The following is a 12392-nucleotide window of genomic DNA, read 5'->3' on the forward strand; positions in this document are numbered from 1 at the left end:
GTTACGCCACTAGTGTGGACTACGACGTCTCGTCAACCCCTTGCCGAGGGTGTGACGTTGCCCGTACTCGACCGCGGAGGACTGCGTGCCCGACGAGCCGACGTGGCCGACCGTCGACGACGACGAGCCGGACCACGAGCCGCCGACGGTGCAGGTCAGGCAGCCTGACCCGCCCACCATGCGCATCCAGGCGCCGGTGCGGGCCCAGCCGGTGCGGGTGCCGCCGAGGCCGGCCGCGCCGCCTCCGCCGCCCCGCCAGGCCCCGCCGACCGAGATCAAGTCGGAACCTGAACCGGTTCCTGAACCGATCACGGAACGTGAAGACCCGCCCGTGCGGACGGGCCGCCGCAAGCGCCCGTTCGTGCTCGGCGGCGCGGCGGTGCTCGTGGTCGCCCTCGCCGGCACGGCGGTGGCGGGCACCCAGGCCGGCTGGTTCGACACGACCCCCGCGCCCACGACGGCCGCACCGCTGCCGCCCGCGCCCGTGACGCTCGCGCTGAAGGGCGTCGGCCCGGCCGCCACCCCGCACACCGCCGCGGGCGTGCGGGCCGCGCTGAGCGGACCGGCGGCGAACGACGTGCTCGACCCCGTGGCCGGCTCGGTGGTCGACCCGGCGACCGGCACGGCGCTGTGGAGCCAGGGCGAGACGACGGCGCAGACCCCGGCGTCCACGATCAAGGTCCTCACCGCGGCGGCGGCCCTGCTCGCGCTCGACCACACGTCCCAGCTGTCGACCAAGGTCGTGCGGGGCGCGCAGCCGGGCACGGTCGTGCTGGTCGGCGGCGGCGACCCGACCCTGTCATCCCTGCCCGCGGGACAGCCCACGGTCTACCCCGGCGCGGCGACCATCGACGACCTCGCCGCGCAGGTGCGGGCCGCCGGGCCCGTCACCCAGGTCCACTACGACGTCTCGCGGTACGTGCCCTCCGGGATGGCGCCCGGCTGGGACCCCGCCGACGTGGCGAACGGGTACGTCGCGCCGATCGAGCCGGTGATGCTGGACGGCGGGCGCGCCGACCCCACCAAGTACGACACGCCGCGCTCCGCCACGGCCGCCGCCACCGCCGCGCAGGCGTTGGCGCAGCGGCTCGGCGTGCCCGCGGTCGCGCCCGGCACGGCGGCGCCGGGCGCGAAGGTGCTCGGCGAGGTGAAGTCCGCGCCGGTGGACCAGCTGGTCGAGAACATGCTGCAGATCTCGGACAACGTGCTGGCCGAGACGATCGCCCGCGAGGTGGCCCTGGCCCGCGGCCTGCCGCCGTCGTTCGAGGGTGGCGCCAAGGCGGTGCGGGACGTGCTGACCGAGGCCGGGTTCGACCTGTCGACGTCCACGATCGTGGACGGCAGCGGGCTGTCCCCGAACGACAAGGTGCCCGCGAAGCTGCTCACGGACGTCCTCGCGGCGGCGGCCAGGCCGGACGCGTCCGACCCCCGCACGGTGAAGCTGCGGCCGTTGACGACCGGGCTGCCGGTGGCGGGCGGCAGCGGCACGCTGGCCGGCCGGTACGCGGAGTGGGGCGCCGAGGGACGGGGCTGGGTGCGGGCCAAGACCGGCACGCTGACCAGCGTGAACACCCTCGCGGGCGTGGTCGTGGACACGAACGGGCGACTGCTGGTGTTCGCGTTCATGTCGCTGAGCCCCGACGACGCCAAGGTGGTGCGCGGCGGCCTCGACCAGATGGCCGCCGCCCTGCGCACGTGCGGTTGCTGACAGGTCGGGTGTGTTGTTCGGGCGGTCCGCGCAGGTAGCGTCGACAGGGTGAACCCGGCGACGCAGGACCGCAGTGCCCCGGTCGATTGGGCCCTGGCCGTCACCACGGCGACCAGGCTCGTCCGCCCGGGACCGATCGTGCCCAGGGCCGAGGCGGACATCGCCGTGCACCGCCTGCGCGAGCTGGCGGTGGACGCCGAGGTCCACGTCCGGGAGCTGACCGGCCTCGGGCACGGGCTGCCGCTCAAGCAGGGCGAGGTGGTCGACCGGCCCGCGTGGGTGCGCGCCGCCGTCCAGGGCCTCGCCGCGCTGACCGAACCGGCCCTGCCGAAGCAGTCCGGCGCGTTCGGCGGCGTCCTCGCGGGCACGGCGGGCGTGCAGGCGGGCGTGGTCATCGCGTTCCTGAGCGGCCGGGTGCTCGGCCAGTACGACCCGTTCTCCGCCGGCGGCAGGCTGCTGCTCGTCGCGCCGAACATCGTCGGCGCCCAGCGCGCCCTCGACGTGTCCGGCGAGGACTTCAGCATGTGGGTCTGCCTGCACGAGGGCACCCATCGGCTCCAGTTCACCGCCGTGCCGTGGCTCGCCGACCACTTCGCGGGCCTGGTCGCCGCCCTGCTCGGCAGCATGGACGAGGGTTCCGCGCCACGCCTGCGCGACCTGCCGAAACGGCTCCGCGAGGCCGGTGGCCTGATCGAGCTCCTGCAGAGCCCCTGCCAGCGCGAGGTGCTTGATCGGCTCATCGCCTTGTCGACCTTGCTGGAGGGCCACGCCGACCACGTGATGGACGCCGTCGGCCCGGACGTCGTGCCGTCCGTCCGCACGATCCGCGAGCGCTTCACCGCACGTCGGCAGGGCGGCGGCGTGCTGGACCGCCTGCTGCGGTCCCTGCTCGGCGTGGAGGCGAAGGTCCGCCAGTACGCGGAGGGCGCGGCGTTCACCGGGCACGTGGTCGACGCGGTCGGCATGGAGCGGTTCAACACCGTCTGGACCAGCCCCGACACGCTCCCCACGCGCGCCGAGATCGCCGACCCGGCCGGTTGGCTGCGTCGCGTCAACCCGTGAACGGTCCGCTCGCCGAGGTCCGCACGGCGGTCAAGCGCTTCCTGCGCGAGCACCGCCCGGAGCGGGTCGCCGTCGCGGTGAGCGGCGGCGCGGACTCGCTGGCCCTGGCCGCCGTCACGGCCGGGCTCACCGAGGCGACGGCCGTCGTCGTCGACCACGGCCTCCAACCCGGTTCCGCCGACGTCGCCGAACGGGCCGCGCGCGTGTGCCGTGACCTGGGCCTTCCCGCCGAGGTGCGCCGGGTCGAGGTCACCGGCCCCGGCGGACCCGAGGCGGCGGCGCGACGCGCCCGGTACGCGGCGCTGCGGCCGGAACGCGGGCTCGTCCTGCTCGGCCACACCCGCGACGACCAGGCCGAGACCGTCCTCCTGGGCCTCGGCCGCGGCTCCGGCCCGCGCAGCATCGCCGGGATGCGCGCGCACGACCCGCCGTGGGGCCGCCCGCTGCTGCGCGTGCCGCGCGCCGTGACCGCGGCCGCGTGCGACGAGCTGGGCCTGACGCCGTGGAGCGACCCGCACAACGACGACCCGAGGTTCACCAGGGTCCGCCTGCGCAAGGAGGTGCTGCCGCTGCTGGAGGACGTGCTCCAGGGCGGTGTCGCCGACGCCCTCGCCCGCACCGCCGCGCACCTGCGCGAGGACAACGACGCCCTGGACGAGCTGGCCGCGGCGTTCGACGGAGACTGCCGCTCGGTCGACGAACTCGGCCGCCTGCCCACCGCGCTGCGCCGCCGCGTGCTGCGTCGGTGGCTGCTGCGCGAGCACGTGCCCGAGTTGTCCGACTCGCACCTCCGACGGGTGGACGCCCTGGTGAGTGACTGGCGAGGTCAAGGCGGGGTGTGGTTGCCCGGCGGCTTTGTGGCACGGCGCGCGCATGGCAGGCTGCAAGTGGAACCAGTGCAGTCATGACAAAAGGGGAACCGTCCGTGTACGACGGCGACATCAGTTCCGTGCTCATCACCGAGCAGGAGATCAGCGACAAGGTCACCGAGCTGGCCAACAAGGTCGCGGCTGACTACCCGGCCGACGGCGGGAACGACCTGGTGCTGATCACCGTGCTCAAGGGCGCGGTGATGTTCATGACCGACCTGGCCAGGGCGTTGCCGGTGCCGGTCCAGTTGGAGTTCATGGCGGTCAGCTCCTACGGCTCGTCCACGTCGTCCTCCGGCGTGGTGCGCATCCTGAAGGACCTGGACCGCGACATCGCGGACCGCGACGTGGTCATCGTCGAGGACATCATCGACTCGGGCCTCACGCTGTCGTGGCTGCTCAAGAACCTCGCGTCGCGCAAGCCGCGCTCGCTGGAGGTGTGCACGCTGCTGCGCAAGCCGGACGCGGTGAAGGTCGAGGTGCCGGTGAAGTACGTCGGGTTCGAGATCCCGAACGAGTTCGTGGTCGGCTACGGCCTGGACTACGCCGAGCGCTACCGCGACCTGCCCTACATCGGCACGCTCGACCCGAAGGTCTACTCAGCGTAGAACGACCGACGCGGCCTCGCGGGCGGCGCGATGGCTCAACCCGCCGAACGGCTCTCAGCAGGACCACCCCGCGAGGCCGCGTCGGCCTGTCGCGTCGCCTTTCCCGCCGATCACGCTCTTCGATCGGCGGGAAACGCGACGCGACAGGCCGACTTCCAGGCGGCCGAGCCCGCGACGCCGGAGGCGGCGCAATCCAACACAGTCAACAGTTCGGGCGGCAGCGGCGTTGGGAGATGGCGTCCAGCAGCACGGTTCGGATGTCCTCGGGCTCCATCGCCTGGTAGGCCTTGCCGCCGGTGGCCTCGGCGATCTGCCGCAGCGCGTCCATGTCGGCGTCGGCGCCCAGGCCCACCATGATCATCGGCACGGGCCGCGCGGGGTCCGCTTCCTGCTTGAACGTGGCCAGCAGGGCCGGCAGGTCGATGCTGGAGATGTCGTCGTTGCTGCCGTCGGTGAACAGCGTCACTGAGTTGATCTTCGACGGCTCGTAGGTCTTCTGCATGTGCCGGAACGCGGCCAGCGCCGTGTCGTTCAGCGCCGTGCCGCCGCCGACCAGGGCGGGCAGGCTGCCCGCGCCCTTCTGCAGCTGCGCGCGCCGGGGCGCGCCGGCGATCGGCTCGCCCAGCGGGCCGACCGGCACCAGCTCGATCCAGTCGTTCGGCGGCCTCTTGTTCGTCGAGAACGCCCACAGGCCGATCTCCGAGGTGTCGGGCAGCATCCCCAACGCCGTCAGCGCGGCCTCGCGGGACGCCTCGACCCTGGTCTGGCCGTTGCTCATCTTCTCGGCCATCGAGCCGGACACGTCCAGCACCGCCAGCATCCGGGTGTCCAGGCTGACCGCGCCCCACGTGCGCAGCAGCTCCGACACCTGGTCGGGGTCCGGGGTCTTGAGCACGCGCACGTCGTCGCCGCGCACGCCGTCCTTCTCGTTCGTCCAACCGCCCGGAGCGGCGCCGTCCGGCGTGCGGAAGCCCGCCTCGGCGAACCGCCGCGCGGTCTCCGGCGTGCGCAGGGCCCGCACGAAGCCGTCCGCGGCCTGCGCCGTGCCCGCCTGCTCGCCGAGCCGGCTCACCCGCACCACCGGGTAGTCGAACGCGATCGTGCCCTCCTTGGGGTAGGAGGCGACGACCCGGCGTGACGCGGCGGCCCGGTTGGCGGCCAGCACGGACTGCTCCGACGCGGTGAAGACCGGCGCGTTCTCCTCGCCCTGCACGACCTTGCCGAACGCGTCGCGCACGGACGGCAGCGCGTCGCGGCCGACCCGGAGCAGCGCGCCGATCAGCTCGGGCTTGGGCGTGCCGTCGGGGTTGCCGAGCTGCGCGCGGATGACGGCGAGCGTGGCCAGGCCCTCGGTGGAGGTGGTGGGGTTGCTCAGCGTCACGCTGACGCTCGGGTCGACGACCTTCGCCCACGTCACCGGCGCGATGGGCCAACCGAGTGACGACATCGCCCGCTCGGAGCCCGCGATCACGAGGGGTGAGCTGGCGAGGGAGTCGAGGATGTCCAGTCGCGGCGCCTCCGCGCCCTCGTCGCCCGCCTGCCGCTGGGTCTCGGCGGCCCACATGGAGGAGTCCGGCACCCACAGCGCGGGCGGGTTGATCTGGGCGGTCGGCAGCTCGTTGGAGACGTCGGCCGCGCCGCGGGCCTCGACCTGCACCTGGACGCACTTGCCGTCCACGACGGGCTGAGTGGCCTGGTAGTCGTCCGCCGCGCCCCGCACGACGTCCGCGATCGCGGGCGTGACGGCGATCTTGAGGGGCAGCGTGCCCTGGCACTCCGGTCCGCTCGTGGCCCGCAGCGCCACCACGGCGACACCGGCGGCGGCGACCACGCCGAGCAGCGCGCCGAGGGGCAGGGCGACGCGGCGGAGACGACCGGGGCGGTCCGGGGTGCGAGTGGACATGCTGTTCGTACCTTTGGTCGGTGTTCACCCTTATGGGGTGCGCGGCATTAACACTCCGTGGTTGCCGAGGATGACACGGCCCGCTCACATGACAAACTCTCGTGTTCTATCTCACTCGAGTGGTCCTCACATCGTCGCTACCTGCTAGTAACGCGGTACCCCTCGTGAGTGTTACGGCGCTGGTCGACGCCCGGTTCATGATCGACTGGAACCGCCTCGCGAACGTCGCCGACCCGTGCCGCGTGTCCGCCGTCACCAGCGAAGAGTCGCCGGGAACACCAGACCGTCCCCGCCCGTTGGTCGGGCAAGACGCGACAGGGCCCGCACGCGGAGCGCTCTGCCCGAGCCACGGGCGGTACGCTGGTCGGACGGGTGTGCCCGTCTGCGCCCGTCGACAAGTCAGGGAGGGTCGAGGCCGCCCGCCGGCCGTAAGTGCATGGACCGCAAGCGCCTGCTTCGCAACCCGCTGCTGTGGATCGTGGCGGTGTTGTCGCTGTTTTTCGTCTTCAACGTGCTCTTCGACGACAACCGGGGCTACACCCCGATCAAGACGTCCCAGGCACTGCAACAGATCCGGGACGGCCAGGTCAAGGAAGCCACGCTCGAGGACAAAGAGCAGCTCCTCAAGCTGACCCTCAAGGACGGGGTGACCGTCGAGGGCAGCAACCGGGTGCGCGCGCAGTTCCCGGCCAGCTCCACGGACGAGATCTTCACCATCCTCGACCAGGCGAACAACAAGCCGGTCGTCGAGACGAAGGTCACGCAGGACTCGTTCCTGATGCAGATGTTGCTGTACATGATCCCGCTGGGTCTGCTGCTGCTCCTGCTGATGTGGATGATGAACAACGCCCAGGGCGGCGGTAATCGCGTCCTGAACTTCGGCAAGTCCAAGGCCAAGCAGCTGTCGAAGGACATGCCCAAGACGACGTTCGCCGACGTCGCGGGCGCCGAAGAGGCCGTCGAAGAGCTGTACGAGATCAAGGACTTCCTGCAGAACCCCGGCCGCTACCAGGCGTTGGGCGCGAAGATCCCGAAGGGCGTGCTGCTGTACGGCCCGCCCGGCACCGGCAAGACGCTGCTGGCGCGCGCCGTGGCCGGTGAGGCCGGCGTGCCGTTCTACTCGATCTCCGGCTCGGACTTCGTGGAGATGTTCGTCGGCGTCGGCGCCTCGCGCGTCCGCGACCTGTTCGAGCAGGCCAAGCAGAACGCGCCCTGCATCATCTTCGTGGACGAGATCGACGCGGTCGGCCGCCACCGCGGCGCCGGCATGGGCGGCGGGCACGACGAGCGGGAGCAGACCCTCAACCAGCTCCTCGTGGAGATGGACGGCTTCGACTCGCGCGGCGGGATCATCCTGATCGCGGCGACGAACCGGCCCGACATCCTCGACCCGGCGCTGCTGCGCCCCGGCCGGTTCGACCGGCAGATCCCGGTGTCCGCGCCGGACCTCAAGGGCCGCAAGCAGATCCTCCGCGTGCACGCCAAGGGCAAGCCGTTGGCCCCCGAGGCCGACCTCGACGGCCTGGCCAAGCGCACCGTCGGGTTCTCCGGCGCCGACCTGGCCAACGTGGTCAACGAGGCCGCCCTGCTCACCGCGCGCAAGAACGGCACGGTCATCACCAGCGTCGAGCTGGAGGAGTCCGTCGACCGCGTGATCGGCGGTCCGGCCCGCAAGAGCCGGATCATCTCCGAGAAGGAGAAGAAGATCACCGCGTACCACGAGGCCGGGCACGCCCTGGCCGCGTGGGCGATGCCGGACATCGACCCGGTCTACAAGGTCACGATCCTCGCCCGCGGCCGGACGGGTGGTCACACCCTCTCCGTGCCGGAGGAGGACAAGGACCTGATGACCAGGTCGGAGATGATCGCCCGGCTGGTGTTCGCGCTGGGCGGCCGCTCCGCCGAGGAGCTGGTCTTCCACGAGCCGACCACCGGCGCGTCCAACGACATCGAGCAGGCGACCAAGATCGCCCGCGCGATGGTCACCGAGTACGGCATGTCCGCCAAGCTCGGCGCCGTCAAGTACGGCCAGGAGCAGGGCGAGCCGTTCCTCGGCCGCAGCATGGGCCGGCAGGCCGACTACTCGCTCGAGGTCGCGCACGAGATCGACGAGGAAGTCCGCGAGCTGATCGAGGCCGCGCACACCGAGGCGTACGAGGTGCTGAACACGTACCGCGACGTGCTCGACGCGCTCACGCTGGAGCTGATCGAGAAGGAGACCCTGCACCAGAAGGACCTGGAGCGGGTCTTCGCCGGCGTCGAGAAGCGCCCGCGGATCACCAAGTTCAACGACTTCGGCAACCGCACCCCGTCGGACAAGCCGCCGGTCAAGACCCCGGCGGAACTGGCCAAGGAGCGCGGCGAGCCGTGGCCGCCCGCGATCGAGGACACGCTGGAAGCCGAGCCGCCGGTGCCGGACCCGACGCGGACGCCGCCCAACGGCAACGGCGCCCAGCAGCCCCAGGGCCACCCGCAGCCGTACCCGCAGCAGCAGCCGCAGCCCTACCAGCAGCCGCAGCCGCAGCCGTACCAGCCGCAGCACCCGTCGTCCGGCCCGCCGAACTACGGCGCGCCCCCCGGGTGGACCCCGGCCACGGTGCCCGGCGGCGCCCCGCAGCCACCCCAGTGGCAGCCGGAGCCGACGGACGCGGAAGCGGGGAAGCGGTCCTTCGACGCGGACCCGGACAACCGCAAGTGACCGGGATCGACCGCACGGAGCTCGACCAGGCCGGCCTCTCCGGAAACGGGGGGGCCGGTCTCGCGCGCCGCCCCTTCGACCAGAAGCGCGCCGAGGCGGCGGTGCGCGAGCTGCTGCTCGCGTGCGGTGAGGACCCGGAGCGCGAGGGGCTGCGCGACACCCCGGCCCGGGTCGCGCGGGCGTACCGGGAGCTGTTCGCCGGGCTCTACACCGACCCGGACAGCGTGCTGGCGAAGACGTTCGACGAGAGCCACGAGGAGTTGGTGCTGGTCACCGACATCCCGATGTTCTCGTTCTGCGAGCACCACCTGCTGCCGTTCCACGGCGTGGCGCACGTCGGGTACATCCCGAACGAGCACGGCCGGGTGACCGGGCTGTCGAAGCTGGCCCGGCTGGTCGACCTGTACGCCAAGCGGCCGCAGGTGCAGGAGCGGCTGACGTCGCAGGTCGCCGACGCGCTGGTGCGGCGCCTCGAACCGCGCGGCGTGATCGTGGTGGTCGAGGCCGAGCACCTGTGCATGGGCATGCGCGGCGTGCGCAAGCCCGGCTCGCGGACCACGACGTCGGCGGTGCGGGGGCTGCTGCGCAGCTCGGCGTCGTCCCGGGCCGAGGCCATCGAGTTGATCAAGGGACGACTGCGGTGAGCGTGCCCGCGCCGGGGCACTGCGTGGTGATGGGCGTCCTGAACGTCACCCCGGACTCGTTCTCCGACGGCGGCCGGTACCTCGACGTCGACGACGCGGTCGCGCACGGCGTGGCCATGTTCCGGCGCGGCGCGGACCTGGTCGACGTCGGCGGCGAGTCGACCCGTCCCGGCGCGGGCCGGGTGTCGCCGCCGGTGGAGGCCGCGCGGGTGGCGCCGGTGATCCGGGCGCTGGTCGCCGAGGGCGTGCCGGTCAGCGTGGACACCATGCGCGCCGAGGTGGCGCGGGCGGCGCTGGAGGCCGGCGCGTCGATCGTCAACGACGTGTCCGGCGGCCTGGCCGACCCGGAGATGGCGCCGCTGGTGGCGTCCGCCGGGGTGCCGTACGTGCTGATGCACTGGCGCGGGCACAGCAGGCGGATGGACCAGCTGGCCGTGTACGACGACGTGGTGCGCGACGTGCGCGACGAGCTGTGCCGCCAGGTGGACGCCGCCCTGGCCGCGGGCGTGGCGTCGGACGACATCATCCTCGACCCCGGCCTGGGGTTCGCGAAGGACGCCACGCACAACTGGCAGCTGCTGCACGGGCTGGACTCGTTGCTGCAACTGGGTTTCCCGGTCCTGGTCGGCGCGTCCCGCAAGCGCTTCCTCGGCGCCCTGCTCGGCGACCGCGCCCCGGACGGCCGCGAGGACGCGACCGCGGCGGTCTCGGCGCTGGCCGCGTTCGCCGGCGCGTGGGGCGTGCGGGTGCACGACGTGGACAAGTCCCTGGACGCCGTCGCGGTGGCGCGGGCGTGGAGGCTCGGCCATGCCTGACCGGAACGGCGCGGCGGAGGGTGGCCCGGAGGTGGGCGGCATGTCGGACCGCATCTCGCTGCGGGGCCTGCGGGTGCGCGGGTTCCACGGCGTGTTCGAGCACGAGAAGCGGGACGGCCAGGACTTCCTGGTGGACGTCACCGCGTGGCTGGACCTGTCCCGGGCGGCGGCGACGGACGACCTGCGGGAGACCCTGCACTACGGGGAGCTGGCCGAGCGGGCGGCGGCGATCGTGGCGGGCGGCCCGTACGACCTGATCGAGACCGTGGCGGGCAAGATCGCCGACGAGGTGATGACCGACCTGAGGGTCCGCGCGACCGAGGTGACCGTGCACAAGCCGTCCGCGCCGATCCCGCTGGCGTTCGGCGACGTGTCCGTGACGATCCGGCGGACCCGTGACTAGGGCGGTGCTGTCGCTCGGCTCGAACCTCGGCGACCGGCTGGGGTACCTGCGGATGGCCGTGGCCGGTTTCGCCGACGTCCTGGTGGCCGCGTCGCCCGTGTACGAGACCGCGCCGTGGGGCGTGACCGACCAGGACGACTTCCTCAACGCCGTGCTGATCGTCTCCGGCGACGTGGACGAGTGGGGCTGGCTGCGCCGCGGCCAGGCGCTGGAGCAGGCCGCCGGTCGCGTTCGAGACCGCCGCTGGGGCCCGCGCACGCTCGACGTGGACGTGGTGACGGTCGACGGCGTGCGGTCGACGGACCCGGAACTCCTCCTCCCGCACCCCGGCGCGCATGAACGCGCCTCGGTGCTCGTGCCCTGGCTGGACGTGGACCCGGACGCCGAAGTCCCCGGCCGCGGCCGCGTGCGCGACCTGGTGGCGGGCCTGGACCTGACCGGCGTCACCCGCCGGGACGACCTCCAGCTCCGCTGACGTGCGGCGCGGGACTGCGCCGGCCGCACGACGGGGTTAGCGTTGCCGCGGAGGTGGCGCGATGAGCAACGCGGTCACTTACGACGCCGCCCGGCGGCGGATCATCAGCCTGGCCACCGGCGGGGATCCGGGCGCGCCCGTCGACGCCTGTCCGGGGTGGACGGTGAAGGACGTCGTCGCGCACCTCGCCGGCGGGCTCGGGGACTTCGCCGAGGGGCGGTTCGAGGGCGTCGAGGACGGCTCGTGGGGCGAGCGGCAGGTGCGGGAGCGGCGGGACCGCGGCCTGGGCGACCTGCTGGTCGAGTGGGAGCGGAACTTCCAGGTCGCCGAAGGGCTGTTCGACTCGCCGATGGGCGCGGTGCTGGTGGCGGAGATCGTCTCGCACGAGCACGACATCCGCACGGCCCTCGGGCGCCCCGGCGAGCGCGACAACGTGGCCGTGCGGGCGGCGTTGACGCGACCGTTGCAGGAGTTGGACAAGCGGATGCGGGCGCGGCACGTGCCCGCGCTGCGGATCACGCTGGAGCACGGCGACCGGGTGGTGGGGGAGGGCGACCCGGCCGGTTCGCTGCGCACGTCGTCGTTCGAGCTGCTGCGGGTGCTGGGCGGGCGGCGCGACGAGGAGCAGGTCCGCGGCCTCGACTGGGACGTCGACCCGACGCCGTGGCTGTCGGTGCTCGCGTTGTTCGGCAAGCGCGACACCGCCCTGGTCGAGTAGTTCGGGGACGATGGTGGGGTGAGGTTCACCAAGCCCCGTGACCTGCTCGCCGCCGGACTCGTCGCGGGCCTGCTCGCGCACCTGCTGATCAGGCTCGCCTACGACACGCTCCCACCGCTGCCGACGTTCGCCGGGTTCACCCTGCTGGTGATCGCGGCGGTCAACGGGTGGCTCGGCTTCTCGCTGCGCGCCCGCATCCTCCGCAAGCCCGGCGCGCAGCCGGTGGAGCCGCTGACCGCGGCGCGGGCGGTGGCGCTGGCCAAGGCGTCGTCGTTGCTCGGCGCGATCATGCTGGGCGCCTGGGCGGGGGTGTTGGTCTACGTGCTGCCGGCCCGCGGCGACTTCGAGGCGGCGGACCACGACACCGTCAGCGGGATCGTCGGCGCGGCGTGCGCGGCGGTCCTGATCGGAGCCGCGCTGTGGCTGGAACGCTGCTGCAAGACGCCTGAAGACCCCCACAGGGATCAGTGAATACAGACGCCGAGGTCT

Annotated in this window: 12 protein-coding genes; 11 read left to right on the plus strand and 1 reads right to left on the minus strand. The window is 72.9% G+C overall.

The genetic code is table 11. The features are described 5' to 3' along the window. The first annotated feature begins 85 nt into the window (after positions 1-85). The 4 genes from dacB to hpt are packed head-to-tail and all read left to right on the plus strand — an operon-like array spanning position 86 to position 4247. Complete coding sequence (gene dacB / locus ACRAKH_RS01770; protein ID WP_447009582.1) at positions 86-1708, plus strand: D-alanyl-D-alanine carboxypeptidase/D-alanyl-D-alanine endopeptidase; 1623 nt, start codon at positions 86-88, stop codon at positions 1706-1708. A gap of 48 nt (positions 1709-1756) precedes the next feature. Beyond that, positions 1757-2770, plus strand: a complete 1014-nt coding sequence (locus ACRAKH_RS01775) for a zinc-dependent metalloprotease (protein WP_380727852.1) — start codon at positions 1757-1759, stop codon at positions 2768-2770. Then, on the plus strand, positions 2767-3678 hold the full coding sequence (gene tilS / locus ACRAKH_RS01780) for a tRNA lysidine(34) synthetase TilS (RefSeq protein ID WP_380727850.1): 912 nt from the start codon (positions 2767-2769) through the stop codon (positions 3676-3678). The genes ACRAKH_RS01775 and tilS overlap by 4 nt, the downstream gene beginning before the upstream one ends. Positions 3679-3695: 17 nt before the next feature. Further along, positions 3696-4247, plus strand: a complete 552-nt coding sequence (gene hpt / locus ACRAKH_RS01785; RefSeq protein WP_380727863.1) for a hypoxanthine phosphoribosyltransferase — start codon at positions 3696-3698, stop codon at positions 4245-4247. 202 nt (positions 4248-4449) lie between these two features. Here the strand turns inward: hpt and ACRAKH_RS01790 are convergent, their stop codons facing one another. Then, a complete protein-coding gene (locus ACRAKH_RS01790; RefSeq protein WP_380727848.1) occupies positions 4450-6150 on the minus strand; it encodes a substrate-binding and VWA domain-containing protein in 1701 nt (566 codons plus the stop codon). Positions 6151-6586: 436 nt separating this feature from the next. On the opposite strand from ACRAKH_RS01790, the gene ftsH reads away from it, so the two are divergent. From ftsH to ACRAKH_RS01825, 7 genes are all read left to right on the plus strand, one after another. Continuing rightward, positions 6587-8848, plus strand: a complete 2262-nt coding sequence (gene ftsH, locus ACRAKH_RS01795; protein ID WP_380727846.1) for an ATP-dependent zinc metalloprotease FtsH — start codon at positions 6587-6589, stop codon at positions 8846-8848. A gap of 5 nt (positions 8849-8853) precedes the next feature. Continuing rightward, positions 8854-9492 carry a GTP cyclohydrolase I FolE gene (gene folE / locus ACRAKH_RS01800; protein WP_380727861.1) on the plus strand — a complete coding sequence of 213 codons (639 nt, stop codon included), beginning with the start codon at positions 8854-8856 and terminating at the stop codon, positions 9490-9492. Positions 9493-9521: 29 nt separating this feature from the next. After that, positions 9522-10307, plus strand: a complete 786-nt coding sequence (folP, locus tag ACRAKH_RS01805; protein WP_380727859.1) for a dihydropteroate synthase — start codon at positions 9522-9524, stop codon at positions 10305-10307. A gap of 40 nt (positions 10308-10347) precedes the next feature. Then, positions 10348-10710 carry a dihydroneopterin aldolase gene (gene folB / locus ACRAKH_RS01810; RefSeq protein WP_380727856.1) on the plus strand — a complete coding sequence of 121 codons (363 nt, stop codon included), beginning with the start codon at positions 10348-10350 and terminating at the stop codon, positions 10708-10710. Further along, complete coding sequence (gene folK / locus ACRAKH_RS01815; RefSeq protein ID WP_380727844.1) at positions 10703-11185, plus strand: 2-amino-4-hydroxy-6-hydroxymethyldihydropteridine diphosphokinase; 483 nt, start codon at positions 10703-10705, stop codon at positions 11183-11185. Before folB ends, folK begins: the two co-directional genes overlap by 8 nt. A gap of 61 nt (positions 11186-11246) precedes the next feature. Next, the gene (locus ACRAKH_RS01820) at positions 11247-11903 is read left to right on the plus strand and encodes a maleylpyruvate isomerase family mycothiol-dependent enzyme (protein WP_380727842.1); all 657 of its coding nucleotides are present in this window, start codon (positions 11247-11249) and stop codon (positions 11901-11903) included. An 18-nt stretch (positions 11904-11921) separates the two neighbouring features. Further along, entirely contained in the window at positions 11922-12374 is a 453-nt protein-coding gene (locus ACRAKH_RS01825) for a DUF3180 domain-containing protein (RefSeq protein WP_380727840.1), read from the plus strand. Positions 12375-12392 lie beyond the last annotated feature (18 nt).

The organism is Saccharothrix hoggarensis, assembly GCF_052936025.1.